The organism is Nitrospira calida, assembly GCF_976986435.1.
In genome coordinates this window covers 161050-187921 of sequence record NZ_OZ335950.1, presented here as the reverse complement: position 1 = coordinate 187921, position 26872 = coordinate 161050, and the positions used below count along the sequence as shown (strand labels likewise).

Below are 26872 nucleotides of genomic sequence, written 5' to 3'. Positions count from 1 at the left end.
TTCAGCTCGAAGCGGCAGCCCGAGCCGCCGTGACTTCGGTCAACGGGACACGGATCCAGGTCTTGCCGCCGTCGGTCGAACGATAGAGCCCGCTCCCGTTGGTCCCAACGAAGAGAAGATTCGGATCGCGCGGGCTCAGCACGATCGTGCGGATGTTGAGTGTCTCGAGCCCGGTGTTCATGGCCCGCCAACTCGCGCCAGCATCGTGGCTCTTGAAGACGCCGGCACGGCCTCCCACGTACAGCACGTTGTGATCGGTCGGGTGGATCAGCATGGTACTGATGAACTGATCCGGAAGGGACCGGCCGATCCGTTCCCAGGCGTCGCCGCCGTTCGTCGTCTTGAACAGCCCGTTGGTGGTCCCGGCGTAGACCGTCTCGGGTGCCATCGGATCCACAACAAGGATATTCACGCCGAGCGACATCGACGCCATGAGTTCTTCTTCCGGGATTAACCCGTTGTTGATCTTATGCCACGAGAGCCCGCCGTCGCGGGTCCGATAGACTCCTCCCGTCGTGCCCGCATACAGCACCTGCGGATTCCGGGGATTTATGGCGATGGTCACGACGATGTGAACTTCCTTCATTCCATTCATACGCTCTTCCCACTCTCTGCCGCCGTCTCTGGTGTAGAACACACCCACCGTTGTGGCCGCGTAGACTATTTCGGTGTTGGTCGGGTGAAACACAAACTGGTTGACGTAGGAGACATGCTCTTTGAGGCCGACATTGTGCGGGAGCCAATGCTGGCCCCCGTCTGGACTCTTGTAGACCGCGTCCCCCATCGTACCAGCATAGACGATAGCTGGGAGTTGCGGATCGACGGCGACGACCGTAACCCGTCTGGCGCTAAAGTCGGGGAACTTCTCCCAGGTCGCCCCCCCGTCGCGGGTCTTGTACACCGCTTCATTCGTGGCGACATAGATGATGTTCGGATTCGTTGGATGCAAGGCCACGGAGACCACCGCATCCCTTTGTTTCCCGCAGGCTGAGAGGGCAAGCCACACGACCGTAAGCAGCACAGGCAGCCTCGCGAGAATCATCGGGAAAAGGAATTCGCTATGCTGCTGGATGGACAAGCTGAAGAACCACACGCTGGCTGATTCCTCTCAACGGCTCCGCAAGGTAGACCTTACAGGATGCCGAACGAGTCCGCCAGCCGAATATCGATCCAGCGGGTATGACGGTCTTCGGAGAACATCTGCAGGTGATGGATCCACTGCCCGCACCTCCTTCGACTCCCCATGTTCACGGCGCCCAAAGCGCTTTTTCAACACCTTGCTAATCATACCGGCAGACTTGAGTCAAGGAGCTCGGTCCGGCGCAGGGTAAGGAAGGGGCGAGAAGTCTCGCGTCCTTTGAGCGGCAAGATTGAACCGGATCCAATGGCCGTGCTAGACTGACCCACGGGTGGGCGATTAGCTCAGTGGGAGAGCGCTTCCCTCACACGGAAGAGGTCACTGGTTCGATACCAGTATCGCCCACCATACGCACTTCGTGTGGTCCGCCCACTCTCAACGCCTCATATCAAAATCAGATATCACAATTGGGGCGGGCGGATAGAGTCTTTACCCATATAACTCCTAACTCTTTTGCCCCCTCCCCGCAGTCGCCGAGGCGGCGCAATTAGGTCAAAACCTGGACAGAAGCCCACTGGTAGGCTACACTTCGCGGTGTAGACGAGACTGCGGAGGGAGTTCTTGTTAAATGACGGGAGGTGTGGTATGCGGCAAGTACGAGTTCTTATCGGAGCAGCTTGCTTGGCGACAGCGACGTTAAGCTTCGAGGGCTGCGCCAGCACGAGCACGGAAAGCTATACTCCGCCGACGAGTATTTACGGGGCGATGGACAGTACGTCCCTCGTTTACACGAACCCAATGGCCGCTTCGCCTATCAACGACCATCCGCTCCGTTGGGTCACGTTTCTCCTGCACCCCGTCGGGGTGGTAATCGACTACGGGATCAACCGGCCGGTGTACGGTCTCTCTTCTCTCAATCCCAATTTGCACGGGTACACGAGCGAAGACGCGATGCTCGATGCCCAGCGGTATCGGTTAGGAACCCCGTAATCCGGAGACAAGCAGTGGCCCTTCGCCTCCATACCACGCTTCCCCTCTTGCCTTTGCCCGTAGCAATATTTTAGGGTTCTAGGGGCGCCGGACGCTCGGCCGCCCCCTGGACTCCCGATGAAGTCTTCTCCGGAGCGACGCTGCTTCTTCTTGTTGCTCGGCTTGGCCGTCGTGGCACTCGCCGTCGCTTGTGCCACGGAGGGGCCTCCGTCGAACCTTCCCCCCTCCGCCAGCGACCTCATCCTCTTGAAGTCAGCCGCGCTATGCGACGACAAGCCGACGTTTCTCCAACGGCATAGTTTGGTTTCCATCCGGCGCCAACCCTGGGGCAGCGGGCAGGAACTGAGCATTTCGGCCGAGCATAGCGCGTCCAAAGCCGAAGAATCCTATTTTTTCGACGAGGATGGCATCCTTGTCGGCGCTCTTTTTACCTATCCTGTCGGATTGGACCTGGCTCCCTATCCCGTCTTGCGCCGGACCCTCTCGCAGCTCAAGCCGTCACTGGAGTTCTATCTCAATGTTGCCAAACTGGTGACTCGGGCCGACATGGAGTCCAGTTCCCTCTACGAAACGGGAGACGAGAAAACCACCACCCAATACTTGATTCTGGGAGACAGCGACCATCAGACGTTGCTTCAGGCTTCGTTTTCGATCGATCCCTATGTCAGGCTGTTTTCTCCCTATCGGAAGGAGTTTCTTGATCGGCTTCGCAGCCCACCAGGGACCAAGCAGGGCCAGCGCTTCGACAGTCAGGGCGCAGAAGACAAGGAGCCGTTCACGTCCCTTCAGCAATTCGCACGCGGGCAGACAGCCCAACTGGCCTATTGCGGTCCACAGAACTACGACATCGCAGCCGATGCTTACCAGAAAGCCATTGCGAGTGGGTTTTCCAATAAGGTCTGGTTAGCAGAAGCCCATCATCGCCTGGGTATAGCCTGGGAAAAGAAGGGAGACCTAGAGAAAGCCAAAATCGAAATGCTGCAGTCCCTTGCGATCAGGCCTAATACACCGGACGTGCTTAATAATCTCGGGACGGTGTACGCCAAACTGGGAGACAGGGAAAACGCTCTCGCTTCCTTCGAAAAAGCGGTGACGTTGCGGCCCAACTACGCCATTGCCCGCTACAACCTGGCGGAAGCCTATGAATCCGTCAACCCGAAACGGGCTATTTCCGAATACGAAACTTACTTGGCGCTCGTCCAAGGCATTCCCGAAGAAGTCGACCGAGCAGACATGGCCCGAAAAAAACTGAAGGCTCTGCGCCGCTAGGAAGCTGGGTTCGGGCACCCACCCGATGGGCGGTGCAAATCCTTTCCGGCGGCCAAGGATTGTCCACGGGATGGAAGAGTTACCGGCGGATCTTCTCTTCTTCTTCTTCTTGGAGGGTCTTACACGCGATGCAAAGGGTGGTGACAGGGCGGGCTTTGAGCCGTTTGTAGGGGATTTCCTCTCCGCACCGCTCGCAGATACCATACGTGTTGGTGGCGAGGCGTCCAAGCGCGTCGTCGATTTTTTTCAGCAGTTTCCGCTCACGTTCCCTGATCCGCAGCGAAAAGTTCTGATCCACTTCCGCCGAGGCCTGATCACTGACGTCGGGAAAACTCTCTACCTGGGCGCGATTGGTCAGCACTTCCCCGGCTTCTTCCAAGATGGCGGCACGTTGTCGTTCAAGGTCGCGACGAATGTCCGGGTACCGTCCGCCGGACCGGGATGGGGACGACCGGGCGAGTTTGGTGCGGACCGAGACTTTTGCTTTTGTCTTGGCTGACGGACGGGACTTCATCGTACAGGTCGATGAGCTTCAAGCTTCGGCCGAGCGCAAACTATACCAGCCGACGACCGAGGGGGTCAATGGCCGCCAGGCACACGGTCTTACACCTCTCGTCTGCCTTCGATGGACTTCAGAAGCGTGACCTCGTCGGCGTATTCGATATCCATTCCGACCGGAACCCCGTAGGCGATCCGTGAAACCCGTACGCCGAAGGGCTTCACCAACTTGGTGAGGTAGATCGCCGTCGCTTCTCCTTCGATGGTCGGGTTGGTAGCGAGGATCACTTCTTCGATTCCGCCCGCCTTGAGCCGGTCAACCAGGTCCTGCGCGCGAATGTCCGAAGGACCGACTCCGTCCAACGGCGAGAGAGAACCCAAGAGAACATGATACAAGCCGCGATAGCCGCCGGCCCGCTCAATGGCGTACAGCGTGCTCGGTTCCTCCACCACGAGGATTGTGGCACGATCCCGTTTAGGATCCGAACAAAACTCGCACAATTCGCCTTCTGCGATATTCCGGCACTGACGGCAGAACGAAAGACCATCCTTGACGGCACGGATCGCGTCGGCCAACCGCAAGGCCTCCTCGCGTTCGGCCTTGAGCAAATGAAAGGCTAAGCGCTGAGCGGTTTTCCGGCCGATGCCGGGCAGCTTCACCAGTTCACCGATCAACCGCGCCAGCAATCCTTGTTGATCGACGCCCATACCGGACCGATGCTTGATGACGGAAGGTTTGACGAATCGGAGGCGCTCTGAGCGCTTTCCTTCTTCGCCGCATGACGCATTCAGAACAAGCCGGGGATGCGTAAGCCGCCCGTCAGCGCTTTCATCTCCTCGGCCACCATGTCACGCGCCTTGCGCAGCGCGTCGTTCGTCGCCGCAATAACCAAATCCTGCAGCATCTCCACGTCGCCGGACTTGACGACTTCCGGATCAAGAGCGATGCTGACGATTTGCATGGCGCCGTTGGCCGTCACTGTCACGATCCCGCCGCCGGCTGTGCCGGTCACGGTTTTCGCCGCCGCTTGTTCCTGGAGTTTGGCCATTTGCTCCTGCATGGCCTGGGCCTGCTTCACAAGGTTGGCCATATTGCCGAACGGATTCTTCATGATCGGGCCTCCTGCGACGGGGACGAACGATGCGTTACCGGAGCCGCGGTCTGCCGGACCTCGATGAGGTCCCCGCCAAACATCTCGAGAGCTTGTTTGACCAAGGGACGGGCACGGACGTGCTCGAACAGCATCTGCCGTCGCTCCCGCTCTTTGGCTACCCGCATCTCCGCCATGGTCGGTCCCGGCTGATCGCCGTCCCCCAACTCGACCACGTGCAGACGGGCCGGCTGGCCTGAGAGCCGCTGGCACAGCTCGGTAATAACCCGCAGATTGTCTTCTCTCTCAATAAACGAGCGGGCTACCGTCTCCCCCTTGGTGAATCCAATTATGATCTGATTGCCTTCGATTCCGACGAAACGCCCTCGTTCGAGAAACGAAGCAATGCCAGGATGCACGCTCGCCACTTCCTCTTGAAATTGGTCCCAGTCGAGCTGAAGCGGAGGGACCGACGCAATCACGGGCGCGGTCGGCGCGGATTTGCTCTCAACCGACGGCTTGTCGGCCGAAGCGGAGGCCGAGACGGATCCCGGCGGGCGGCGACGGTTCTGAGTCAGGGACGACGAGACGCGCGCGGCACGCGGCAGGGCGATGTCCGGTGCCTCGGGATCGGTCGAAACTGGGTACCGGTCCGACGGAACTTTCGCCGCCGCCTCAGCGGACTGTGCGAATCGGTCCGCCTTGCCGGACGCCTGCTGCTTTACCGGGAGGGCCGTCGCGGCTTTCTCGCGCCCGGACGCGACCGCCCCCTGTCCACCGGAGCCGAGCAGCTTCGTGGCCCGCACGGCGGCCACCTCCAGCACATACCGGGGGTGAGCACTCAGCCGCAAAGCATCCTCGGCTTGAGTCAGGATCCGAAACAATTCTTGTACTTGTTCCGGCGTGAACATCTTTGCGTCCGAGGCGAGTTGGCGAATGTCTTCCTCGGACGCCTCGATCAACCCGCGCAGGTCCTGCGGCGACGAGACCACCGACGCCACTAAAAGATTCCGCACGTATTCGACGAGATCGGCGCAATACGCGCGCAGGTCATGACCTTGATCAAGCAGACGATGGATCACTCGCAGTGCCGCCGGGCTGTCTTGCGCGATGACAGCCTCGATCATTGCACGGACATGTTCTTGCGGCACAGCCCCCAGCAGCACCTCCAAGTCGGCGTGCTTGATCGTTTTCCCGCCGAAGGCCACCGCCTGATCGAGCAGACTGAGCGCGTCCCGCATGCTGCCCGCGCTGGCCCGAGCCAGCGCGGCCAGGCTGCGATCTTCCACCGTAATGCCGTCTTGCACGGCCACACGGCGCAATCGCTCAATAATTTCGGTTTGGGGGATGCGTCGAAAGTTGTAATGTTGGCAACGCGAAAGGATGGTCGGCGGGATCTTATGAATTTCAGTGGTCGCAAAAATGAACACCACATGCGGCGGTGGCTCCTCCAGCGTCTTGAGCAGCGCGTTGAACGCGGAATTCGACAGCATGTGAACTTCATCGATAATGTAAACGCGATAGCTCCCGCGAAACGGCGTAAACTTGACGTTTTCCCGGATCTCGCGCACATCGTCGACGCTCGTGTTCGACGCGCCGTCGATCTCGATCACGTCCACCGAAGTCCCTTGCGCGATCTCGATGCAGTTCGGACAGACGTTGCACGGCGTGCCGGTCGGCCCCTGTTCGCAATTGAGTGCCTTGGCCAGAATCCGCGCGACGGAAGTCTTGCCCACGCCGCGGGTGCCGGAAAACAGGAAAGCCTGCGCAATCCGTTTCGTCTTGATCGCGTTGACCAACGTCCGGACGACGTGCGGCTGCCCGACCACGTCCTCGAAGGTCGCGGGCCGATATTTTCTGGCGGAAACCTGATACTCCAACGTCTCGTGACTCCGAATCAGGAATGATGAATGTGAAATGATGAATTGAGCAGATTCGGGCAATTTTTAATTCATAATTCAGCGTTCAACATTCCTCGCTTCGAGGTTGAGCGGGGCCAGGTGATCCTGCGGCACCCAGACTGGCCTGCTTACCGTTGCTTCCTTCCGGACCTGGCGGAGTTCACAGGATTCTGTTGCACAGGGCCCAGCCCCTATCCATCAAGAAGTTCCGAGTGATGAGCGCTGAGGGATGAAGGACACTTTTAGGCCGTTCGCTCTGCTTAATCTCACTCAGCACTCAGTCCTTGGCTCCCGTTACTGCACATGAACACTAAAGATGTCTATCGGGCGGCGTTAATCACGCTAAAAACACTGATGAGCCGGCACGAGCAAGCCTGGTTGGCGGAGAGGGTGGGATTCGAACCCACGGTGCCGTTACCAGCACACGTGCTCTCCAGGCACGCCGATTCGTCCACTCTCGCACCTCTCCACCTCGCCAGTGGAGCCGGATACCTTGTAACGGCTCTTGGGTGCCTGGAGAAACCCGTCCTTGCCGTTTCGCTTTTTCCCCAGCACTTCGCCGTGAGTTCAGCATGAGCCGCCATCTTGGTCGCCAGCAGAGAGATGGCATCTTAACATGCGACCCTCTCAGCGGCAAGGCGAAGGAGGCGCACCTCGGGCGTGTTCAACCCCACCCAAGGAGAGAGTCGCTTCCCTCGCTCGGGATCGCCAGAGACCCGCGCGATTTCCGGTATCCTGACGCGCAGGAAATGTTGCCGCTCGCGTTGACCCTCACGGAGAGACCTCACTATACTGCGTAACATGAGGGGAAGTGGCATGATGAAAGTGCTGGCGGTTCTCGGCGTCGTCGTTCTTGCGCTGGTGCTCCTGGTCCTCCTCCTTCCGTTCATCATCGACCTGAATAAATACCAGGATCAGTACCGTCCCATCATCGAAGACGCGCTCAACCGGAAAATCTCACTCAAAGACATCCGGCTCACCATCTTTCCCCGGATCGGCGCCAGGGTGGCAGGATTCTCCGTGCTCGACGATCCCGCCTTTGGCGCAAACCCGTTTGCTTCGCTGACCTCGCTCGATGTCGGCGTCAAGCTGATGCCGCTCCTGAGCGGTCGCATCGAAATCGAAGCGATCACGCTGCGCGATCCCGTTATCACCGTCATCAAGAATCGCGACGGAGCCCTGAACGTGTCCACCATCGGCAAGAAAGGGCCGGCCGAGCCTAAAGCCGTGACTCGCGTGCCGACTCACCCGCCTGAGGGTCCGCTTCGCATCTTGGCGTTGCTTGCCGTAGATCGCGTGTCGCTGACCGGCGGCACTATCACGTATCGGGATCTCTCGGTCGCCAGCCCCGTCGAGTATCGGCTGCAGGACCTCACTGTGAAGCTCGCTTCCGTGGGCCTGGGTCAGACACCGAAGCTGCGCCTCGAAACGCTGGTGCAGCCGCTGAATCTGCCGATCGCCATCGACGGCGCCTTCGGGCCGCTCAAAGAGACCGCCGACATCGAGTCGGCCACTGTCGACCTGGCGCTCGGCAAGACGCAGCTGGCGATCAAAGGCAGTTCGGTGGGCGGCAGCACCCAGCTCAGCATCTCGTCTCAGGTGATCAACACCGCCGATCTCCCGTTGGCATTGCCGCTCAAAAAACCTGTCGAGATCAAGAATCTCCAGATCTCGGCTGAGCTGAAAGGGCAGGAGGCACGCGTGAACAATCTGTCGTTCGACATCTTCAACGGGCAGACCAAAGCCCAGGTGGGGCTGACACTGGGCGCCGACGCCCCTCCGTTCAACGGGAAAGTCGTCATGCAAGGCCTGCAACTGGGGCCGGCCCTCGAGGCCGTCGGCACGGACCAGGTTTCCATCAGCGGGACGGCCGCCATGGAGATGGCGATCCTGGGCCGTGGGTTCACCATGCCGGACCTCACCAAGGCGCTCGAAGGGATCGGACATTTGGACATCAAGGACGGCAAGCTCGAAGGTGTCAACTTACTGCAGGAAGTGGCAGCTCTCCTCAAAGTAGCCGGCATCTCGACGGACAACGTGAAAGCCACCGTGTTCTCGACGATCGAGGGAGACGTCGCGATCAAGCAGGGCGTCGTCGCCGTGCAGCGCCTCTTGCTGGACAGCCACGATTTTCAAGCCACGGCGAACGGCACGGTCGGGTTCGACCAGACCCTTCATCTGAAAGCCAGCCTGAACTTGTCCGAGGCGCTTAGTCAGAAGATTGCCACCGGCTCGCCCGTCGCCAAGCTGGCCATGTCAAACGGGCGAGTGACCGTCCCGCTTGTCATCACAGGGACCGTGCAGACACCGTTTTATGGCCTCGACACCAAAGCGATCGGCGCCAAGGTGCAAGAGCAGGTGAAAGAGAAGGCCAAAGAAGTGGTCGAAGAAATGTTGAAGTCAAAGAGCCCTGAAGAAGCGGTCCAGAAAGGCCAAGAGATGTTGAAACAACTCTTTGGACGGTGAAAGGGATCCTGACGCCTCCGCACGAATCCCTTGTCCGTGCGGATTCCTGGTTCTGGGTGCGCGGCCCGCCCTTACGCACTTAGCGTTTCGCCTCATGGTGGCTTCCAAAGCCTTTCCCTCTAACATCTAACCCTAATCCGAAAATAAATCTGCTGTCATCGGGCTAGTCCACGGGTCCTGTCGCGGCGAACAGCCCAGGACCCATTGCTCTGCAGAGTGCAATGGGTGCCCCGCTCACTCCACCCATCCCCATGGCCCCTTGCATGCGGGGAGCAATGGGCGCCCCGACCCTTGCGTTGCGCGCGGTGGGGCAGGGGTCCCCGACACACTGGCTTGCCCTCAAGCCAGGTGTGGGGCCACCGCGCCACCCGTGGGCAGTTCACATCGGTGTATCGACATTGTTTTCGGATTAGGGCTAACCTCTAACATCTCGCTCAGTCCCAACTCCTCATGATGCCGTACCGTTCCTGGTGAGGCTGCCGACGCATTTCCTGCGCTCGTTCTGGAGGTGCCGCCCTCCAGTCTCTCCGGGGCGTTGCTTCCGCTCCGCTCCGCAGCCGCTTCTTGGCCATCAGGTCCCCCGTGGGAAAGGTCATGCGCGCTGCACGGAGTCCCCACTGAGGAGGCTTGTAATCGACAACGTAGTTTGCTATAGTTTGCACCTCATCCTACTGCCGTCCATCCTCGCTTATCCAGATCAGTGCAGCCGCGATTGCAGCCATTCTCAATGGAGGGCTCATGAAGAACGTACCCGCAGGCCTTGCGTCGGCTTTGGTCTTCGTTCTTTTCTTGAGTTTCACCGGCTCAGCCAGAGCCGAAGGGGCGGACGTGGTCACTTTGAAGGACGGCAGCGCGATGTATGGCGAAGTGATAGAAATGTCTAATGGCGAACTCATGATCAAGACGGCCTTCGGAGTCGGGGACGTGGTCAAGATCAAATGGGGGACCGTTGCCAAGTTGACCACCACCCATCCTTTGCCTTTCCACTTGAAAGAAGGAACCGTGTTGGTGGCCACGGCTCAAGAAGGCGAGAGCGGGACGCTGCTTCTCCAAGCTCAGCCCATGACCGGATTCCTGACCGTCCCGCTCGATGCGGTCGTCTCCATCAATCCTCTCGTTCAGCCCCCCGTGGTTTACAGCGGGAGCCTTCAGGTGGGGTTCTCGCAAACCACAGGGAACAGCCATCTGCGGAACGCCAGCATGATCGGCGAATTCACGGGGCGAAGCGAAAAGCTGCGGCTGACTCTGCTAGGTCGATACATTTACGGCGACGACGGAGGTCGGTTGATCGTGCGGAATAGCCGAGGCACCATCAAATTGGACTTCTTCCTGACTAAACGGTTCTATTGGTTCGCCGCCTCCTATTTCGAACAAGACACGTTTCAGGATTTGAATCTCCGCACGTCGCTCTCCTCTGGCCCCGGCTATCAATTTATCGACAAGGGCGACTTCAGCAGCGGCGTGCTGAAGGACATGACGCTCTATGCGGAAATCGGCGCGGCCTATTTCAACGAGGATTTTAAGATCGCGCAGGACAAGACGTCGTTCCGTGGACGCTGGTCCGTCAAGTTGAACTGGCCGATGTTCGACGAAAAAATCACGTTCTATCACTACGAAGAGGGCTTCCCCTCTTTGCAAAACAGCAAAGACTATTACATCACGGCGGACACCGGTGTCCGGTTCAAGATCATCGACGGGGTCGTGAGCGGCTTTCAGTGGACCATTCGCTACAACAATAACCCGCCTCCCGGGACCACGGACACGGACAACCTGTATCTCTGGACTCTCGGCTATAGCTTCGACACCAGCCTCAAGCGGTGAGCGTAGGGCTTCGTTCACACAACCAATCAGGAGGGTCTGCCATGCTGAAGGAATTCAAAGTCTTCGCCATGCGCGGCAATGTGCTGGATATGGCCGTCGGGATCATCATCGGCGGGGCGTTCGGGAAAATCGTGAGCTCGATGGTCAGCGACGTCCTGATGCCGCCGATCGGACTGCTGTTGGGCAAAGTGGACTTCTCCAGTCTGTTCATCAACCTGTCCGGTCAGCCTTACTCCTCGCTCACCGCGGCGAAGGCGGCCGGCGCACCGACCATCAACTACGGAGTGTTTCTACAGGCGGTCCTCGATTTCGTGATCGTGGCGTTCGCGATCTTTTTGCTTGTCAGGCAAGTCAACGCCATGACCAGGAAACCAGAAGCTCCGCCTGCTCCCTCGACGAAACCGTGCCCGTACTGCCTTTCCGAGATTCCGCTCAAGGCGACGAAGTGCGCCCACTGCACGTCAGAGGTCAAGGCTGCGTAACTCGTCTGCAAAAAGGAGAGCCCATCATGAAACCCATATTCGCAATCGCCCTGCTCCTCGTCGCTTCATTGGCGTTCAGCTCCTTCAGCCAGGCTGAAACCAGCCAGCTCACTCCGACGCTCGGTGAGATGAAATCCACTCTTCAGCAGCGGGCCGCCGAAGACCAGCAGGCCGCGAAGGACTTGCTCCAAAACGAGAAGGCCAGAACCCGACAGGCGGTCACCGATGAAACGCAACGGGCCAAGAGTTTGGCGGATGAGAAAAAGGCGAAGGCGCGGTCGAAGCTGACCGAGGAGAAGCAGAAGACCGCGGACCTTGCAGCTGGGCAGAAGGCCAAGGCGGAAACCGCAGCGACCGAACGGAGGCAGAAAGCCGAAAGCGCGGTCCAGAGACAGATGGACCAATCCCGGCAGAAGGCCTCGGAGAAAGCCGCCGAAGGGATAGGAAAACTCGACAAGTCATTGAACGACCTGATGACGCGGTAGCCGCATCGCCGTGTCGCCCGTCTTCCCACCACAAGGAGGTAGGCCAATGAGACGGATGCTGAGAAGCGCGCTGACCATCGTCATGACATTCACCTTTGCCTCGACCTTCGCGGAGGAGCCAGCCCCATCCGCTCCGGCTGCGCCGCCAGCCGCTCCGGCTGCTCCAGCGCCGCCGGCACCTGCTCCGGCCGAGCCGGCTCCCGCCGCTCCAGCGGCTTCCGAGGAGCCCAAGGCTGAAGGCGGAAAGAAGGTGGGGAAGGAGATGAAATCGGACAAGAAAGGGAAAAAACGCGGACTCGAACGGGCCGATGAAGCCGCCGGCGAGCATGGTCGAAAGGGAAGAGCCAAGGCAGGGGAGAAGCAAGGGCGCTAGACGCACGGGCCGGTCGCAGCCCGGGCTGCGACCGGCCGTCCGTCGCTCAGCGAAGAGCGAATTTTACAATCGACACTGGTTCTGCTCGACCCCGCCGGCAACCGCATCTCCCGGAACGGTGGCCAGAATCTTGTAGTGACCCAAGCCCAGCTCTTTCCCGTAGGCCTCGCCCACCAAGACATCCTGCACGTGCTGGTGGTCCCAGGCCCGGAAATAGGACCGCCCTTCCTTGAGCCCGTCGAACTCGTGACCTTCCAGAGCCTTGATGACGGCGGCCGTGTCGGTCGTCCCGGCCCGGCGAACGGCCTCCAAGACCTGCATCATCGCCGCGTAGCCGTGGTAACACCGCGATGTCGGCGTATGGTTGTACTTGTCGATGACGCCCTGAATGAAGCGTTTCGACCCTTCGGTGTTGATCTTCGGATCCCAGATCAGCCCCCAGACGCCGGCGTTGTTCGCATAGCCTAACGGCCGGCCGATCTGCTCGCCGCCGATCATCCCGCCGACGCCGATCTTCTCTTTCGCCAGCTCCAGCTTCGTATAGGCTTTCAACGCGTGAACGAGATCCCAGCCGTAGAGGTTCAGGATCACCGCGCCCGGCTTGGCATTCTTCGCCTCCATCAGCGGAGCCGTGAAATCGGTCGCGCCAAAAGCCGTGGTGACCGACCCGACGACGTCGCCGCCTTGAGCCTTCAGCGCTTCGGTCATGGCCTGCAGCGCCGCCTTGCCGTCCACCGTGTCGGCCGTGATCATGAACCACTTGTTGCCGTAGGCCTTCACGATATGCGGCACGACCGCCTGCGCCATCATGCGGGCATTCGGCATGAAGACGAAGGTGTGGGAATTACAGCGGGAGCCGGTCAAGTCCATGATGTGGGCGCCTGTGACCATGAAGAGCCTGTTTTCCTGCTTGGCGAATTCCGAGACGGCGATTGCCACATCACCGTTGAACGTGCCCATGAGGAAATCCACGCGATCGTCTTTGACCAGTTTGGTGGCCGCCTTGATCGCGGTGTCCACGTTGGACGCGTCATCGGCCTCGATGAGACTGACCGGACGTCCCAGCACGCCGCCACGCTTATTTATAGAGGTCCACCGCCACCGTAACCCCATGCACGTCGTGGATCGAGGACGTCTTATAGGGGCCGGACAAAGGATCGATGATGCCGACTTTGATCGGCCCGGCGGCCGAAGCGAGATGCGTCCTGCCTGCGAACCCAAGGATCTGGTTTACCCCGTCGCCCATGACGAGCACCCCGCCGGCTGCGGCGGAGAGTTGCAGAAAGCGCCGGCGCGAGATCATACGCATAGAACATCCTCCTGCAGGGTGAACGTGTTCGCAAGAGTATAACACTGCTCGACACGTCAACCGAGCCGCCGCGCACTCGCTGAGCAGGCTGGTTTGGGGCTGATGAAATGGATGTCCTCGGACGCGACGTTCGTTGAGGGTGCAGAAACAGGGTGCAAGCCCGAGAGCCGAGCCAAAGGAAAGGGTGTTCAACACGTCGACGGGCTGCAGGTCGAAGGTACGACTTGCAGCCCGCCAGTCTCATCGCCGCGCGAAAGCGCGCAGCCGAATTAGCTGTACTGATCTTCCGTGTAGACCTGCTTGATCGCCCAGAACACCGCTTCCTTCAGTTTCTTGATCAACGGATCCGGAGGGTCGTTCCGAATCTTCTGCAGCTTGCGGTCAAGCGCGAAGAGCGGCTGCACCGCCCGCCGGTCCGGCACGCGCCCCAGCGCCCAGGCGATCTCCGTCTGGACGGTAATGTCAATCCCCGGCGCATCCAACATCTCCAGAAGCGGAGGTACCACGGAATTGTCGCCGTAGAGGTTCCCGACGTCGCCCAACCCTTTCGCCGCCGCGGCCTGGAGTTCCGGCTGCTTCGAATTTTTCAGAATATCGATCAACAGCGGGATGCTGTCCTTGCCCACATTGCCCAAGGCCACGGCGGCCTGCTTGGCCAAATCCTTGTCCTTCAGAGCCTCCTTGAGTTTGGGCAGCGCCTCGTCTGCCTGCATCTCGCCGAGGACCGAAATCACTTTCAGCCTTCGCAACTGATTCGTGTTCTTGTCGTCCAACAGCTTAATGAGCCGATCCGGCTGTCCCCATTCCGCTGTGATGAGGACCGGGAAATCGTATTGCTCCAGACGCTCCTTCAGCTTGGCCATCGCGAACACACCGGGGTCTGCGCCGTTCGCCGCCTGCACGGCATCCTCAAAATCTGTCCGCACTTCCTTCTGCCAGTTGATCTTCATACCGCCCAGGACGTACGTCAATTGGCAGGCCGGCCCTTTCCACAGCCGAGAGGGAGCATCGGGAAGATCATTGTCTCCTCCAGCCGCCGTCGTGCCTTCCCAAGTCTTCCGCTGCTCGCACTTAACCTTGAAGACGACGTCGTGAGGTTTCCCGCTGTCACGGACAACCGTATAGCCGAGTTCACTCATGCGACGTGTGACGACCTCCGCGATCGGCCCGGCGTCGACCGCGCCTTTGTCAGTCAGGGCGATGGCGTCCACCAGCACCGTCTGAATCTTGGCCAGTTGAGCCTTTTGTTCGGGACTGAAATAATCACGGTACGCCCAACTGGTCTGCGTCAAGGCCACCGCAGCGAGCCAAACCGTTCCCCTGATTACCCATTGTTTCATCTGGCACCTCCTTCCGGTGCGCTGCCTGAAAGATCTTGCATGCTGCGCGACAGGCAAGACTTCCGAATCTGTGTCAGGAAGAAGGACCGAAGCAACCGGCGGGAACGTTGGGAGTCGACACACCACCGGCTAACTCCGTGAAGATCCAGAAGCCTTCCCGAGTGGTTCAAGTCACCATTATACCGCCCAACTCATCCTTGTGCCACCACGCCCCGCCGGTTGACTCCAACCCAACCACGAGGCTCGTCCAGGCCCGCTCGAAGGCCCAGGCGGAAGTGCGATCGTCGCCCCGCGTCGCAGAATCGCCCGAAGCGGCGAAGGGGGGCGAAACGGCCCCTTGCCTTGCACAATCATGGTTGACAGTAGCGCGCGACGGACTGTACAAGAGAATGGAAGCGAATGGCGCGCGCGGCGCGGTGATTGTGCTTCCGCTGCAGGTGGAGAGGAGCGAGAGTGGCGGAATTGGCAGACGCGCGAGACTTAGGATCTCGTGGGCAACCGTGGGGGTTCAAGTCCCCCCTCTCGCACCAACCATCTCGCGAACCGAACCGCAACCCTCAAAACTTGAACTGACACGCTCGCTCCCGACGGACAGCGGATGCCGCGGGGGGCTTGTCGGCTGGAGTTCATGGCACATGAAGATGGAAGTCTCTGAGCTCGGACCGATGAAGCGGGTGCTTAAAATCGAAGTGTCGGCCGAGGAGGTCAAGCAGCGATTCGTTCAAGCCTACATGGAACTGAATCGTCAGGTTCAAATTCCAGGCTTCCGCCAGGGCAAAGCCCCTCTGGCGTTGCTGGAAAAGCGCTACGCGAAGACGGTGGAGGAAGACGTGATCCGGAGTCTTGTGCCGGATTACTATGATCGAGCCATCCGGCAGGCCGGCATCGTCCCCGTCCTGGTCGAGATCCCGCCACTAGAGCGGGTGAAAATCAAGAAAGACGCTCCCTTCACGTTCACGGCGACGGTCGAGATCAAGCCCAAGATCGAGCTGCGAGACTACAAAGCGCCCAATCCCATTTCGCTCAAACCCGATAAACGCATGGTTACCGAAGAACAAATCGATCGAGCCGTCGAGGTCCTTCGAGAACAACATGCCCGGTTGGATGCCGCGCCGACGGGAACTGCGCTCAGTGAAGGGGATTATGCGATTCTCGACGTCGAAGGATTGCTGGATCTCGCACCCCTTGAAGGGGCCAAGAAAGAAGGGCTGCTCCATAAGATCGGTTCGAAGATCCCGATCCTCGGCGTCGAAGTCGACCCGCATCTTCTTGGCAAGAAAGAGGGAGAGTTGGTGGAGATTTCGCAACCCTATCCGCCGACACATCCTGATCCCCGGGTGGCGGGCAAGACCGTCGTTTTCCGTCTGAAGATCCGTTCGATCAAACAGAAAAAGCTCCCGCCGGTCGATGACGAATTCGCCAAAGATTGTGGTCCCTACAATTCCCTGCAGGAACTCAGGGACCGACTTCGCAGTGAACTGGAAACAGCGCTGAAGAAAGATATTGAGGAAACGTACAAGGACACTATCCTGAAGCGGCTGGCGGAAACCCACCACTTCGAACTGCCAGAGACGCTGGTGGAACGGGAGCTGGCAGCTATGTTTCGGCAGCACTTGCAGACGCGCCGCCGGCAACGAGGGATCGGACCCGGTCAGGATGAATCCGCAATCAGCGGTGAAGAGTTCAACAAATTCCGCGAGGAACACCGCCCGGAAGCTCAACGACGGGTCAAGATCGGTCTGATCTTGGAAGCGATCGCCGAAAAAGAAGGGCTGACCGTCGAAGAGGAAGATATCAACGCGGAAATCGCTCGGCTGGCGGGGGAACTGAAACTGGCGGCGGACGAACTCCGACGGTTGATTCTCGCAGGCGGGCAAGAGTCGGTGGATGAACTGAAGGCCCGCATCTTGGCGGACAAAGCCCTCGATTTCGTCTACCGTCATTCGGTGATTCAGGGATGACCGCCGTCCATTCTGTCCGCTCCCTCTAATATCCGGTTCTATGTCCAGCGCACGCGCGAACCCCAAATTATGGTAAACTACCGACGACGTTCTAGCTCCTAGCTGAAAGGATTGCACGGCATGCTGGTTCCAATTGTCATTGAGCAAACGAATCGAGGCGAGCGCGCCTATGATATTTACTCGCGCCTTCTCAAAGACCGTATCATTTTTTTGGGAGCCCCGATCGACGACGTGTTTGCGAATCTTGTCATCGCTCAGTTGCTGTTTCTGGAAGCCGAAGATCCGGAAAAGGACATCAACCTCTATATCAATTCCCCGGGCGGCAGCGTGACGGCCGGTTTGGGTATCTACGACACCATGCAATACGTCAAGCCGCCCATTACCACCATTTGCCTGGGTCAGGCCGCGAGCATGGGGGCCTTGCTGTTGGCTGCAGGCACCAAAGGCAAACGGTTCGCGTTGCCCAACGCGCGGGTGATGATTCACCAGCCGATGGGAGGGTTTCAGGGGCAAGCGACTGAGATCGACATCCATGCCAGAGAAATTCTCAAGATCCGCGAGCGGTTGAACGAAATTCTCGCCCGGCACACCGGCCAATCCCTGGAAAAGATTGCCCAGGATACGGAACGCGATTACTTCATGTCCGGCGAAGAGGCAAAGAAATACGGCATTATCGACGAGGTCATCACCCGTCCTCCGAAGATCGCCAAGGGACGCGAGCAAAACGAGTCGGAAAGGGACGGGGCGAAAGACAAATAGCTTCAGGGAGAGCCGTATGCCGAAACAGGAAAAGTTGGATCGGCACCTCCGGTGCTCATTCTGCGGCAAGAGCCGTGACGAGGTGCGCAAGCTGATCGCTGGTCCCACGGTCTACATCTGCGACGAGTGCGTCAACCTGTGCAACGACATCATCGCGGAAGACTGGGAAGAAGCGAAGGAGGAGATCTCCTCCAAGCTGAGGAAGCCGGCCGAGATCAAACACCATCTCGACCAGTATGTCATCGGCCAGGACCGAGCCAAGAAGATCCTCTCCGTAGCGGTCCACAATCACTACAAACGCATCTCCGCCCGCGAAGTCGACGACGTCGAACTTCAGAAGGGCAACATCCTCATGGTCGGACCGACCGGGACCGGCAAGACGCTGTTGGCGCAGACGCTCGCGAAGTATCTGGATGTCCCCTTTACCCTGGCCGACGCGACGACGTTGACCGAAGCTGGTTACGTCGGCGAAGACGTCGAGAACATCATTCTCAAGCTGCTACAAGCCGCCGACTATGACGTCGAACGAGCCGAACGAGGGATCGTCTACATTGACGAGATCGACAAGATCAGTCGCAAGAGCGACAGCCCTTCTATTACGCGAGACGTTTCCGGCGAGGGTGTTCAGCAAGCCCTGCTCAAGCTCATCGAAGGCACGGTCGCCAACGTGCCCCCGCAGGGCGGCCGCAAGCACCCTCACCAGGAATTCATCCAAGTCAACACCAGCAATATTCTCTTTATTTGCGGTGGCGCGTTCGTCGGGCTTGAGTCGATCATCGAGCAGCGCCTGAACCGTAAGGCCATGGGGTTCGGCGCGGAAGTCCGAAGCCGCTCCGATGCCCGTTTGGGAGAGCTTCTGGCTCAGGTTCAACCGGAAGATTTCCTGAAGTACGGCCTGATCCCGGAATTCATCGGGCGGCTGCCGGTAGTCGCCACCTTGGAAGAACTCGATGAAAAGGCCTTAATCCGCATTTTGACCGAGCCGAGGAACGCTCTCACCAAACAGTATGAAAAGCTGCTGTCCTTCGAGAAAGTAAAACTGAAGTTCACGGAAGGAGCCCTCGCCGCGATCGCGCGGAAAGCCTACACACAGAAAACCGGCGCGCGCGGACTGCGCGCGATCCTGGAAGAGGTCATGCTGGACGTCATGTACGATGTTCCCTCCCAGAAGCAGATCAAAGAGATCGTCATTACGGAAGAGGTCATCTCCGGGAAAAGCCAGCCGATCCGCATCTACGAACAGGACAAAGAGATGAAAAGCGCCTAATCACATACTCTCTCCGGCCCGTCCCGTTTCGGATCGTATTCCCCTGTGGCGGCCGGTCGCCTGTTCCTTCCATGTCGACGGCGCTTTCGTCTGGTTTTTTCCCGACACCCGGTGCCACCACGCGGCCTGGCCGCCGGTGGATTCGCAGCTTCCATTCGACATTTCCGAACCCTGCGCTATACTACCCTTCAAAGAAAGACCTCCCGGGGGTGACCGTGAAACTCTCCGTCAGCTCGAGCAACCGCCACAAAGGCAAGACTCTGGATTTGGATCCGGCACGCGAGGTGATTACACTGCTGGGAATCGGCGGCGAGCCGCTGGGCAGTCTGTCTTGGGACTTCATCATCGATCAGATTTTGGCCCACCGAAAGACCCAGGGCATGAAGGACGCGCGGAGCGAGCCGAGGGTGTCATTGGCCGTCCGGGTCAAGTACAGCACTCCCGAGGGTCGTCAATTCGAAGGCCGAGCGGGAGGGATCGGAGGCGGAGGACTGTTCATCGAGAGCGAAGCGCCACTGCCTGTGGGAACTAAGCTCGCAATGGAGTTCTCCCTGCCGGAACGCTCATCGGACTGGCTGGTGGCCAAAGGCGTCGTCGCCTGGGTCTGTCCAAAGGCGGATCAGTATACCTTCTCTCCGGGTATGGGGGTGCGGTTCACCGAAGTCTCGAACGACACGCGGGCCCGCATTCTCGAACTCGTCCGATCACTCCAAGCGGTCGGCCAACCGACCTAAGCAGTTCGTTCCGATAAGGGAATCGTGCATGAAACTCATGGTGACTGCGACAGAAGCTCATCAGGGCAAAGTTCTCGACATCGACTGCGATCAAGAAACAATCACGCTCCTGGGAATCAACGGTGAGCGTCTGGGGACACTGACCTGGGAAGCCGTCATCGAGCGGATTCTCGCTTCCGACGAAGACTCACGCTTTGCGCACAGCCGCGCTCATCCGCGGGCTCCGCTGGCGATCCGAGTCCGCTATACAACGCCGGAAGGGAAACAGTTTGATAGCCTCACCGGAGGCATCGGCGGGGGTGGCTTGTTCATCGAGAGCAGCACCCCGCTGCCGCAGGGGACCGAATTGACCGTGGAATTCGCACTTCCCGATCGACCTTGGGAAAAGCTGAAGGCCAAGGGGAAGGTCGCGTGGACCAGGAACAAACCCGAACGCTACCTGCTCTTTCCCGGCATGGGCGTGCAGTTTACGGACATCGCACCGGAAGCCCGAGCCCAGGTCCTGGAACTCGTCAATGCGCTGAACCGGAATCGGACGGTGAGCTGATCTGCGCACTCGCCCACCTCGCCCAGCGGCGCACTCCTGCATCCGTATCGGTCGCCGCAACCTTTTCCAAGTCGGCAACGATTTCTCGGTCGCCGATCTTTCCCAGGCGGAACGCCGCTTCGGTCCGCACGCCGATCGCGGGATCGCGGAAGAGACGTTCCCGGAGCAGGGGAATCACCCGCGAATCGGCCAGTTCCCCCAGCGCTGCAACCGCTCCCTGCCGAACGAACGCATCATCGTCCCGGAGTGCTTCAACGAGAGCCGGGTAGGCCGACGGCGCATCGAGCGAGAGCAGCGCGAGAACAGCCGCGCGCCGTATCGTGGCATCGGGGGTTTTGAGCGCCTGAGCCAACTGCTCGATGACAGTTTTTGTCGCTCCGAGCTCTCCGATCGCCTGGGCCACGCTGAGTCGGACCTGTTCGGAAGAATCGTGCAGCCGGTCGGCCAGAGTCGACAAAATCCGATCACCCACATCTTCCCCCAGCCGACCAAGCGCCCAGGCGCTTATCCGACGGACGCTGGGGTCCGGATCGTTCAGCGCCTTCACCAAGGCCTCAGCCGAGCTTGGTTGTCCAAGCTTTCCTAAACTTTCCGCGGCAGTTCGTCGAACTTCGGGGTCCGCGTCCGCAAGCAGCGACTCCAGATGCGGAACGATCGCATCGGGGCGGCGTGGCGGCTCATCCGGATCGCAAGCCGAGAGGAAAACGAGGATGCCGACCAGGATGAGTGTGGTGAGCAAGGGAGTTTGGCAACGGATCACACGCAAGGGCCGCTGACACCGTATCTCGAGGGATAGCTAACCCCGGTCAGGCCGGTTTGGGAGGCTCTTCCTGCACGGCTGGCATCTGTTTGGCCGCTTCGATCGACTGCTCGATTTCCTTCTGGGCAGCGTCCATTTCAGCTTGAATGGTGCGCATCTCCGGATCGACTGTGTTGCGGACATCGGCGACTGCCTGTCGAAACGTCCGGAGCGCATCGCCCAGTCCGGACCCGAGACTCTGCATGTCCTGAGGCGAGAGGCCTCCCGGTTGTGACACGGCCTGTGCCTGCTGGGCGGCCTTCTGCTTGAGGGCCGCCTGTTGCGCCTGGACCCGGGCGACAGCCTCTTTGTTCACGATCGCGGACGGCCGTTTCGTCACCGGCTTGGGTTGCGCACTCGGAGGGAGCGGCGGATATTGCGCCCGGGCGACGGGGGGCGGAGTCGCCATCCGCTCCTCCATTGTCGGCGGCCGATGCCCCTGAGCGCCAGCGGGGGCAGAGCTGGGAGCAGCGGACGGCATAGTTTGCGCTGGCGCTGCAGTCCGCGGCTGCGCTGGTTGCGGCCCAAGGTTCGCCATGAGCGCGGCCGTGGTTCCTGGAGTCAGCTCCGGTCCCGGTGTATAGGGAGCCGTCGGCTTGGGAGTGGGAGACGCCGGTTGGCTGGCGACTATCTGTGCCTCTTCCGCCGCAGGCTTGGCTTGCAGAATTGGTTCCGGGGCAGGTTGGACGGCTTCGGGTGGCGGGATGTCGTGGACTTCCTTCTTAAAACCCTTGAGCGCCTTGCCCAGCCCTTCGCCGATCTGCGGCAACTTGCCTGCGCCGAAAATAATCAGCACGATGGCCAGAATGATGATCAGTTCGGAGAAGCCCAGTGTGCCAAACATCCTGTGGTCCCTCGCGGGCTAGGGCCTAACGTGACTCTAGCCCGTGCTCGACAGCGGTGTCAAGCAACGTTCTGAGAAAGGTACAGCGTTCAGTATTCAACTATCCATGCTCAGTTTCTGAAAAAGCGGAATCCGTGCGGGACGAAGGCTGTCGGCCGAACGCTAACCGTTTCATCTAAGAATCGGCACGATCTCGGTTTGGACCGGTTGGCCGAAGACCATCGCCTTCCGATCCGAGAGATAGACATCCAGCTCGCTGCGGATGCCGAATTCGCCGGCCAGATAAATGCCAGGTTCGATGGAAAAGCAGGTCCTCGGTAGGAGCCGGCGCGTGTCCTGTGTTTCCAAGTTGTCGATGTTCGCTCCGTTGCCGTGCACGTCTTCACCGATGGAATGGCCAGTCCGGTGCAGAAATTGCTCCCCGTAACCGGCATCGCGGACGACCTGCCGGCAGACGTCATCCACTTCCGCTCCGCAGGGGAACCGTCCTGCCGCCACATGGCGTTGGACGAACGAGAGGGCCTCATCCCTCGCCCGTCGCACGATCTCGAAGATCCCGCGCGGGCGGGCCGGCACGCGCTCGCCCACGTAGCCGGTCCAGGTGATGTCGGCGTAGACGGCGCCCGGCTGGGACTGCTTCGCCCACAGATCGATCAACACCAGTCCGCCGCGGCGGATCTCGGCCGAACCGGTCGGCTCCGGCGTGTAATGAGGATCGGCGCTGTGCTCGTCCACCGCTACGATCGGAGGACTTGCCGTCACCAAGCCATGCACCCGCATGCGCGACAAGATGAACTGCTGTAACCCATACTCCGTCAACGATACGCTTCGCTCGATGGACGTCCGGACGTGGTCGAAGGCTTCATCCACAATGCGGCGGAGCGCTGCCGCGGCGGCGCGATGGGAGTCCAGTTGCTGATCGTTCCAAACCGCCTCGAAGCGTTGCACCAGATCCGCAGAGGTCACCACTTCGACACCGAAACTTCGCACCAACTCGATCGTGCCCGCGTCCACCCGGGAAAGATACGGGATCGCGTTCAACGGCGAGTACTGCATCGCGGCACGACGCACCCCCGCGAGTATCCGCCCCAGACAGGCTTTCTGTTCCTCCCACGACACATAGGACAGCGTGGCACCCGGCAAGCAGTCCAGCACATGCGGCTCGATCCGGTGCAGCAGTTTCATTGGAGTGCCGCACGTCGGAAGCCAGTAGTACCAGCGGCGGGTCACATGGGTTGCAGGATCGATGTGCAGGACCCGGTAGGCCAGCGGGTCGCTGCCGCGGAAGTCATAGAAAAGCCAGCCATCCAGACCCGGCTGATCGCAGAGGGTTTGTTGAATCTCTTCAACGCGGCGGCGATGGATCGGCGACCCGCTCATCGCGGGCATCTTATCGTCCCGCCAGGACACCGTCAATCGGCGGTGGCGCACAGGGATGAGCATGGTAGAATGCGCCACGGCCGGTGGCTCTTACGGAGGCACATTTGCTCCCCGATCCTTCGCTCGATCTCGCTCACTATCGCGTCACGTTCTTTTTCGGGCCGGAGCCTGACGCCCAGCATCCTGAACGCCTCTCTTGCGTGTTCAACGTGAAGAAGCGGAGCTGGAAAGGAGGCGTGCAAGTGGCCGTCGAGATCAACTTGGAACAACTCGATCGCGCGCGCCGGGCACTGGGCTGGAGCGCGTGGTTGGACCGTGTCCTAACCGGCGTTCCTGATGATGAACACGAAGGGTATCGTGCGCGCGCGGAAGACCTTCTCGCGCAAGCCCTCTGCGCCTGCAAGCTCGACTTGCGGTTGCAGGCCGGTCTCGCCCAGGAGAACCAGCGGATCCGCGCCGAGTCCTGGTCACGAGAGCTAGATCGGGCCGTGGTCGCACACCAAGCGGTCATTAAATCGCACATTCTGACCGAACTCGACCTGACCGAGGACTCGAACCTCCCTGCAGACAAGTGATGGCCTACGCCCTGGACGCAGGGGGTTTGCATTCACCGTCGAATTTGTTATAAGCAATGGTCCGGACAAGACGCGGTTCCGCCGCATCCAGTTCGTCGAACGTCAACCGGAAAGAGGAGGACGCGCACGTGAATATTCTTCAAGCCACACCGCTGAGCAACCAACGGAATCGGGCGGGCGCTCGAGGGTTCAGAATCATGGCGATCGTCATGGTCCTCGCGATCTGCCATCTCACTCTTATGCCCTTCGCGACTGCGCAGACCAAGGAAGAAGGAAGCACCGAATCGACCGAGTCGCAAGGCGGCCTCGGTATCGGAGCGGCCCTGCTGACGATTCCCTACGGAGTTGCGAAGATCGTCTTCGCCTTGTGTGGCGGCATCGTCGGCGGGTTGACGTACATCTTCACGGGAGCGGACGAGAAGGCAGCCAAGAAAGTCTGGGACACCAGCATCAGAGGCACTTATGTGATCACCCCGGACCATTTGAAAGGGAACAAACCGGTGCGCTTCCTGGGTGTGCCTCCGGAGGAGGAAGCCGGACCTGACTCGGCTGCGCCGGAGCCCGCCCCAACCCCCTAATGAAACCCGTCATCGGGATCACCCCGGATTTTAACGCAGGGGACCGGGAAGACTTGGGGGGGCGGGAACCCACCTATTTTCTCCGAGCCCGGTATGTGCGTGCGATCGAAGAGCTGGGCGGCGTTCCACTGATTCTCCCTCTCGCAACCGATCCCGCGCTGCGGCGTCGGCTGATCGGCGCTCTGGACGGTGTGTTGCTCACCGGCAGCGGTCCCGATCTTCCTCCCTCGCTATACGGCGAACGGCAGCGCTACCGGTTCCGCGTGATGAGCCGGCAACGGTCGGATTTCGAACTGGCTGTCGCGAGACTAGCCGTCAAACATGGTACGCCGTTGTTGGGTATTTGCGGAGGCATGCAAACCATCAATGTCGCCCTTGGCGGAAGCCTGTTTCAGGACATCCCGTCGCAGATCGCCCACGCTCTGTCCCACCGGCAGGCCAAACCAGCGACAGCGCTTTCGCACCCCGTTACGGTGAAACCGGGGAGCTTGCTCTGGCGAATCGTCCGGCAGGACCGTATCAGGGTCAACAGTTCCCATCACCAATCCGTCAAACAGCTCGCGTCGTCCCTGACGGCCAGCGCGGTCGCGCCGGACGGGGTCATCGAGGCCGTCGAGTCGTCGTACCACCCCTTTCTGTTGGGGTTGCAATGGCATCCGGAATTTCTCTTCGACCGATACGAGATTCACCGCCGTCTCTTCCAAGCCTTTTTGAAGGCCGCCCGTGAAAAATCGTGACCCCTGTACCAGCCCAGTCGACGCGTTCTTCCGCCGGCAACCTGCTATACTTTTCGTCAGTGGTGTCAATCTGTTCACCCCCGCTCCGCTTCCGCAACCGCGCGTGTTGGAGTCTCCGTGGCCAGTCGCCTGTTTCGAACTAAATCCATCGATCAAATCCTGGCCGACGCCGATCACCCGGAACATCGGCTCAAGAAGACCCTGACCGTTTGGGATCTGACCGGCCTGGGCATCGGCGGCATCATCGGCACCGGAATCTTTGTCTTGATCGGAACCGCGATCGTTGGAGACGCCCACCGGCCAGGCGCCGGACCGGGCATCATTCTCTCGTTCGTCTTGTCCGGACTCACTTGCGGGCTTGCTGCCCTGTGTTACGCCGAGTTCGCAGCCATGATCCCAGTCTCCGGCAGCGCCTACACCTACTCCTATGCGACCCTTGGCGAGTTCCTGGCCTGGCTCACCGGCTGGAACCTGATCCTGGAATACGGCGTCGCCTGTGTAGCTGTGGCGATTGGATGGTCTGGGTATTTCAACAACATTCTCGCATTCTGCGGGATCGCGCTGCCCCATTGGGCGACACATGCGCCCGGCGTGGACGGCGGTCTCGTCAACTTGCCGGCCGCGATCATTGTCTTGCTCGTTACCGGAATCCTGGTGCTAGGCGTCAAGGAAAGCGCACGGACCACCGGTTTGATCGTGCTCGTCAAATTGGCCGTGATTCTGTTTTTCATCGCCGTAGGGGCCTCCGCCATCGAGCCGAGCAATTGGACACCTTTCATGCCTTACGGGTTCCAAGGAGTCGGGGCCGCGGCGGCGATTGTCTTCTTCGCTTACATCGGCTTCGACGCGGTCTCCACGACGGCAGAAGAAGCCCGCAATCCCCAGCGGGATGTCCCGCTCGGAATCATCGCTTCTTTGGGCATTTGCACTTTGCTCTATATCGCGGTCGCCGCGGTCCTGACCGGGCTCATTCCCTACCGGCAGATCGACGTCCACGCACCGGTCGCCGAGGCCCTGCGTGTGGCAGGATTTAACTGGGGCGCGGCCGTCGTGGCGACGGGCGCCGTGGCCGGCATCACGAGCGTTCTGTTCGTCATGATGATCGGACAAATCCGGGTATTCTTCGCCATGTCGCGGGACCGATTGTTGAGCCCGTGGCTCTCGAAAGTACATCCACGCTATCGCACTCCGCACCGTGTCACGATCCTGACCGGAATCGGCGTGGCCGTGCTCGCGGCGTTCGTCCCCATTGGCGACGCTGCCGATATGACCAACATCGGAACATTGTTTGCGTTCGTCCTCGTCTGCCTCGGCGTGATCGTTCTGCGGTGGACAAAACCCGAACAACGTCGCCCCTTCCGCATTCCGTTCATGCCGTGGATCCCTTTGCTCGGCATGGCCACCTGCCTGGGTCTTATGGCTTTTCTCCCCGTGATGACCTGGATTCGATTCCTTGTGTGGACGGTGATGGGGATCGCGATCTATTTCGGCTATGGCATCAAGCGCAGCAGGTTGGGGGACGAACCCCTGCCGGAGCGGCAGACCCTTCCGCAATCCGAAAGCGTGTGAGGGGGAGAGAAGGATCTCC

Annotated in this window: 27 protein-coding genes, 3 tRNA genes and 1 other RNA gene; 18 read left to right on the top strand and 13 right to left on the bottom strand. The window is 60.0% G+C overall.

Going from position 1 to position 26872, the window contains the following annotated elements; genetic code table 11:
- Position 1: 1 nt before the first annotated feature.
- Entirely contained in the window at positions 2 to 1093 is a 1092-nt protein-coding gene (locus tag ACWHTU_RS01025; protein ID WP_447861066.1) for a WD40/YVTN/BNR-like repeat-containing protein, read from the bottom strand.
- Between the two features lie 318 nt (positions 1094 to 1411).
- Here ACWHTU_RS01025 and ACWHTU_RS01020 point away from each other — a divergent pair.
- The 3 genes from ACWHTU_RS01020 to ACWHTU_RS01010 all read left to right on the top strand — a co-directional run bounded on the left by ACWHTU_RS01020 (position 1412) and on the right by ACWHTU_RS01010 (position 3337).
- A tRNA-Val gene (locus ACWHTU_RS01020) sits at positions 1412 to 1486 on the top strand.
- Between the two features lie 357 nt (positions 1487 to 1843).
- Positions 1844 to 2068 (top strand): hypothetical protein, encoded by a 225-nt coding sequence (locus ACWHTU_RS01015; RefSeq protein WP_447861065.1) that lies wholly within the window; start codon positions 1844 to 1846, stop codon positions 2066 to 2068.
- Positions 2069 to 2185: 117 nt separating this feature from the next.
- On the top strand, positions 2186 to 3337 hold the full coding sequence (locus ACWHTU_RS01010; RefSeq protein WP_447861064.1) for a tetratricopeptide repeat protein: 1152 nt from the start codon (positions 2186 to 2188) through the stop codon (positions 3335 to 3337).
- Positions 3338 to 3416: 79 nt separating this feature from the next.
- Here ACWHTU_RS01010 and ACWHTU_RS01005 read toward each other — a convergent pair whose 3' ends face one another.
- The 6 genes from ACWHTU_RS01005 to ACWHTU_RS00980 form a co-directional block, all read right to left on the bottom strand.
- Positions 3417 to 3851, bottom strand: coding sequence for a TraR/DksA family transcriptional regulator (locus tag ACWHTU_RS01005; RefSeq protein WP_447861063.1), 435 nt, complete (start codon positions 3849 to 3851; stop codon positions 3417 to 3419).
- Between the two features lie 89 nt (positions 3852 to 3940).
- Positions 3941 to 4543, bottom strand: a complete 603-nt coding sequence (gene recR / locus ACWHTU_RS01000) for a recombination mediator RecR (protein ID WP_447861062.1) — start codon at positions 4541 to 4543, stop codon at positions 3941 to 3943.
- A gap of 80 nt (positions 4544 to 4623) precedes the next feature.
- Positions 4624 to 4947 (bottom strand): YbaB/EbfC family nucleoid-associated protein, encoded by a 324-nt coding sequence (locus ACWHTU_RS00995; protein WP_447861061.1) that lies wholly within the window; start codon positions 4945 to 4947, stop codon positions 4624 to 4626.
- Entirely contained in the window at positions 4944 to 6869 is a 1926-nt protein-coding gene (gene dnaX, locus ACWHTU_RS00990) for a DNA polymerase III subunit gamma/tau (RefSeq protein WP_447861060.1), read from the bottom strand. Before dnaX ends, ACWHTU_RS00995 begins: the two co-directional genes overlap by 4 nt.
- Before the next feature lie 48 nt (positions 6870 to 6917).
- Positions 6918 to 7017: signal recognition particle sRNA small type (gene ffs, locus ACWHTU_RS00985), an RNA gene on the bottom strand.
- A gap of 189 nt (positions 7018 to 7206) precedes the next feature.
- Positions 7207 to 7296, bottom strand: a tRNA-Ser gene (locus tag ACWHTU_RS00980).
- A gap of 347 nt (positions 7297 to 7643) precedes the next feature.
- Here ACWHTU_RS00980 and ACWHTU_RS00975 point away from each other — a divergent pair.
- From ACWHTU_RS00975 to ACWHTU_RS00955, 5 genes are all read left to right on the top strand, one after another.
- Positions 7644 to 9293 (top strand): AsmA family protein, encoded by a 1650-nt coding sequence (locus ACWHTU_RS00975; RefSeq protein WP_447861059.1) that lies wholly within the window; start codon positions 7644 to 7646, stop codon positions 9291 to 9293.
- A 738-nt stretch (positions 9294 to 10031) separates the two neighbouring features.
- Positions 10032 to 11114: a DUF481 domain-containing protein gene (locus tag ACWHTU_RS00970; RefSeq protein WP_447861058.1), complete on the top strand. Its 1083-nt coding sequence runs from the start codon at positions 10032 to 10034 to the stop codon at positions 11112 to 11114.
- Positions 11115 to 11155: 41 nt separating this feature from the next.
- On the top strand, positions 11156 to 11596 hold the full coding sequence (gene mscL / locus ACWHTU_RS00965) for a large-conductance mechanosensitive channel protein MscL (protein WP_447861057.1): 441 nt from the start codon (positions 11156 to 11158) through the stop codon (positions 11594 to 11596).
- Positions 11597 to 11622: 26 nt separating this feature from the next.
- On the top strand, positions 11623 to 12081 hold the full coding sequence (locus ACWHTU_RS00960) for a hypothetical protein (RefSeq protein WP_447861056.1): 459 nt from the start codon (positions 11623 to 11625) through the stop codon (positions 12079 to 12081).
- Positions 12082 to 12127: 46 nt separating this feature from the next.
- Positions 12128 to 12454, top strand: a complete 327-nt coding sequence (locus ACWHTU_RS00955) for a hypothetical protein (protein ID WP_447861055.1) — start codon at positions 12128 to 12130, stop codon at positions 12452 to 12454.
- A gap of 63 nt (positions 12455 to 12517) precedes the next feature.
- Here ACWHTU_RS00955 and ACWHTU_RS00950 read toward each other — a convergent pair whose 3' ends face one another.
- The 3 genes from ACWHTU_RS00950 to ACWHTU_RS00940 all read right to left on the bottom strand — a co-directional run bounded on the left by ACWHTU_RS00950 (position 12518) and on the right by ACWHTU_RS00940 (position 15103).
- Complete coding sequence (locus ACWHTU_RS00950) at positions 12518 to 13522, bottom strand: ABC transporter substrate-binding protein (protein WP_447861054.1); 1005 nt, start codon at positions 13520 to 13522, stop codon at positions 12518 to 12520.
- A gap of 10 nt (positions 13523 to 13532) precedes the next feature.
- Entirely contained in the window at positions 13533 to 13763 is a 231-nt protein-coding gene (locus ACWHTU_RS00945; protein WP_447861053.1) for a twin-arginine translocation signal domain-containing protein, read from the bottom strand.
- A 269-nt stretch (positions 13764 to 14032) separates the two neighbouring features.
- A complete protein-coding gene (locus ACWHTU_RS00940; protein WP_447861052.1) occupies positions 14033 to 15103 on the bottom strand; it encodes a HEAT repeat domain-containing protein in 1071 nt (356 codons plus the stop codon).
- Positions 15104 to 15550: 447 nt separating this feature from the next.
- On the opposite strand from ACWHTU_RS00940, the gene ACWHTU_RS00935 reads away from it, so the two are divergent.
- The 6 genes from ACWHTU_RS00935 (at position 15551) to ACWHTU_RS00910 (ending at position 20371) form a co-directional block, all read left to right on the top strand.
- Positions 15551 to 15633: transfer RNA gene (locus ACWHTU_RS00935), tRNA-Leu, on the top strand.
- 111 nt (positions 15634 to 15744) lie between these two features.
- Complete coding sequence (gene tig / locus ACWHTU_RS00930) at positions 15745 to 17064, top strand: trigger factor (RefSeq protein WP_447861051.1); 1320 nt, start codon at positions 15745 to 15747, stop codon at positions 17062 to 17064.
- 120 nt (positions 17065 to 17184) lie between these two features.
- Positions 17185 to 17823, top strand: coding sequence for an ATP-dependent Clp endopeptidase proteolytic subunit ClpP (clpP, locus tag ACWHTU_RS00925; RefSeq protein WP_447861050.1), 639 nt, complete (start codon positions 17185 to 17187; stop codon positions 17821 to 17823).
- Positions 17824 to 17839: 16 nt separating this feature from the next.
- Positions 17840 to 19090, top strand: a complete 1251-nt coding sequence (gene clpX, locus ACWHTU_RS00920) for an ATP-dependent Clp protease ATP-binding subunit ClpX (protein ID WP_447861049.1) — start codon at positions 17840 to 17842, stop codon at positions 19088 to 19090.
- Positions 19091 to 19299: 209 nt separating this feature from the next.
- Positions 19300 to 19824: a TIGR02266 family protein gene (locus ACWHTU_RS00915; RefSeq protein WP_447861048.1), complete on the top strand. Its 525-nt coding sequence runs from the start codon at positions 19300 to 19302 to the stop codon at positions 19822 to 19824.
- Between the two features lie 28 nt (positions 19825 to 19852).
- Positions 19853 to 20371 carry a PilZ domain-containing protein gene (locus ACWHTU_RS00910; protein WP_447861047.1) on the top strand — a complete coding sequence of 173 codons (519 nt, stop codon included), beginning with the start codon at positions 19853 to 19855 and terminating at the stop codon, positions 20369 to 20371.
- On the opposite strand, the gene ACWHTU_RS00905 is transcribed toward ACWHTU_RS00910, so the two are convergent.
- From ACWHTU_RS00905 to ACWHTU_RS00895, 3 genes are all read right to left on the bottom strand, one after another.
- Positions 20337 to 21131, bottom strand: a complete 795-nt coding sequence (locus ACWHTU_RS00905; RefSeq protein WP_447863289.1) for a HEAT repeat domain-containing protein — start codon at positions 21129 to 21131, stop codon at positions 20337 to 20339. The genes ACWHTU_RS00910 and ACWHTU_RS00905 overlap by 35 nt on opposite strands.
- Before the next feature lie 46 nt (positions 21132 to 21177).
- Positions 21178 to 22014: a twin-arginine translocase TatA/TatE family subunit gene (gene tatA / locus ACWHTU_RS00900; protein WP_447861046.1), complete on the bottom strand. Its 837-nt coding sequence runs from the start codon at positions 22012 to 22014 to the stop codon at positions 21178 to 21180.
- Positions 22015 to 22185: 171 nt separating this feature from the next.
- Complete coding sequence (locus ACWHTU_RS00895; RefSeq protein ID WP_447861045.1) at positions 22186 to 23472, bottom strand: M24 family metallopeptidase; 1287 nt, start codon at positions 23470 to 23472, stop codon at positions 22186 to 22188.
- A gap of 26 nt (positions 23473 to 23498) precedes the next feature.
- Here ACWHTU_RS00895 and ACWHTU_RS00890 point away from each other — a divergent pair, with 26 nt between their 5' ends.
- The 4 genes from ACWHTU_RS00890 to ACWHTU_RS00875 all read left to right on the top strand — a co-directional run bounded on the left by ACWHTU_RS00890 (position 23499) and on the right by ACWHTU_RS00875 (position 26853).
- Positions 23499 to 23969: a hypothetical protein gene (locus ACWHTU_RS00890; protein ID WP_447861044.1), complete on the top strand. Its 471-nt coding sequence runs from the start codon at positions 23499 to 23501 to the stop codon at positions 23967 to 23969.
- A 128-nt stretch (positions 23970 to 24097) separates the two neighbouring features.
- Positions 24098 to 24547, top strand: coding sequence for a hypothetical protein (locus ACWHTU_RS00885; RefSeq protein WP_447861043.1), 450 nt, complete (start codon positions 24098 to 24100; stop codon positions 24545 to 24547).
- Positions 24547 to 25284, top strand: coding sequence for a gamma-glutamyl-gamma-aminobutyrate hydrolase family protein (locus ACWHTU_RS00880; protein WP_447861042.1), 738 nt, complete (start codon positions 24547 to 24549; stop codon positions 25282 to 25284). Before ACWHTU_RS00885 ends, ACWHTU_RS00880 begins: the two co-directional genes overlap by 1 nt.
- Before the next feature lie 117 nt (positions 25285 to 25401).
- A complete protein-coding gene (locus tag ACWHTU_RS00875) occupies positions 25402 to 26853 on the top strand; it encodes an amino acid permease (protein ID WP_447861041.1) in 1452 nt (483 codons plus the stop codon).
- The last annotated feature ends 19 nt before the right edge of the window (positions 26854 to 26872 follow it).

Excerpts from the sequence above, each read along its gene's own strand:
- ACWHTU_RS01015 (WP_447861065.1), top strand. The coding sequence starts at position 1,844 with ATGGACAGTACGTCCCTCGTTTACACGAACCCAATGGCCGCTTCGCCT.
- ACWHTU_RS01010 (WP_447861064.1), top strand. The coding sequence starts at position 2,186 with ATGAAGTCTTCTCCGGAGCGACGCTGCTTCTTCTTGTTGCTCGGCTTG.
- ACWHTU_RS01005 (WP_447861063.1), bottom strand. The coding sequence starts at position 3,851 with ATGAAGTCCCGTCCGTCAGCCAAGACAAAAGCAAAAGTCTCGGTCCGC.
- recR (WP_447861062.1), bottom strand. The coding sequence starts at position 4,543 with ATGGGCGTCGATCAACAAGGATTGCTGGCGCGGTTGATCGGTGAACTG.
- ACWHTU_RS00995 (WP_447861061.1), bottom strand. The coding sequence starts at position 4,947 with ATGAAGAATCCGTTCGGCAATATGGCCAACCTTGTGAAGCAGGCCCAG.
- ACWHTU_RS00975 (WP_447861059.1), top strand. The coding sequence starts at position 7,644 with ATGATGAAAGTGCTGGCGGTTCTCGGCGTCGTCGTTCTTGCGCTGGTG.
- ACWHTU_RS00970 (WP_447861058.1), top strand. The coding sequence starts at position 10,032 with ATGAAGAACGTACCCGCAGGCCTTGCGTCGGCTTTGGTCTTCGTTCTT.
- mscL (WP_447861057.1), top strand. The coding sequence starts at position 11,156 with ATGCTGAAGGAATTCAAAGTCTTCGCCATGCGCGGCAATGTGCTGGAT.
- ACWHTU_RS00960 (WP_447861056.1), top strand. The coding sequence starts at position 11,623 with ATGAAACCCATATTCGCAATCGCCCTGCTCCTCGTCGCTTCATTGGCG.
- ACWHTU_RS00955 (WP_447861055.1), top strand. The coding sequence starts at position 12,128 with ATGAGACGGATGCTGAGAAGCGCGCTGACCATCGTCATGACATTCACC.
- ACWHTU_RS00945 (WP_447861053.1), bottom strand. The coding sequence starts at position 13,763 with ATGCGTATGATCTCGCGCCGGCGCTTTCTGCAACTCTCCGCCGCAGCC.
- ACWHTU_RS00940 (WP_447861052.1), bottom strand. The coding sequence starts at position 15,103 with ATGAAACAATGGGTAATCAGGGGAACGGTTTGGCTCGCTGCGGTGGCC.
- tig (WP_447861051.1), top strand. The coding sequence starts at position 15,745 with ATGGAAGTCTCTGAGCTCGGACCGATGAAGCGGGTGCTTAAAATCGAA.
- clpP (WP_447861050.1), top strand. The coding sequence starts at position 17,185 with ATGCTGGTTCCAATTGTCATTGAGCAAACGAATCGAGGCGAGCGCGCC.
- clpX (WP_447861049.1), top strand. The coding sequence starts at position 17,840 with ATGCCGAAACAGGAAAAGTTGGATCGGCACCTCCGGTGCTCATTCTGC.
- ACWHTU_RS00910 (WP_447861047.1), top strand. The coding sequence starts at position 19,853 with ATGAAACTCATGGTGACTGCGACAGAAGCTCATCAGGGCAAAGTTCTC.
- tatA (WP_447861046.1), bottom strand. The coding sequence starts at position 22,014 with ATGTTTGGCACACTGGGCTTCTCCGAACTGATCATCATTCTGGCCATC.
- ACWHTU_RS00880 (WP_447861042.1), top strand. The coding sequence starts at position 24,547 with ATGAAACCCGTCATCGGGATCACCCCGGATTTTAACGCAGGGGACCGG.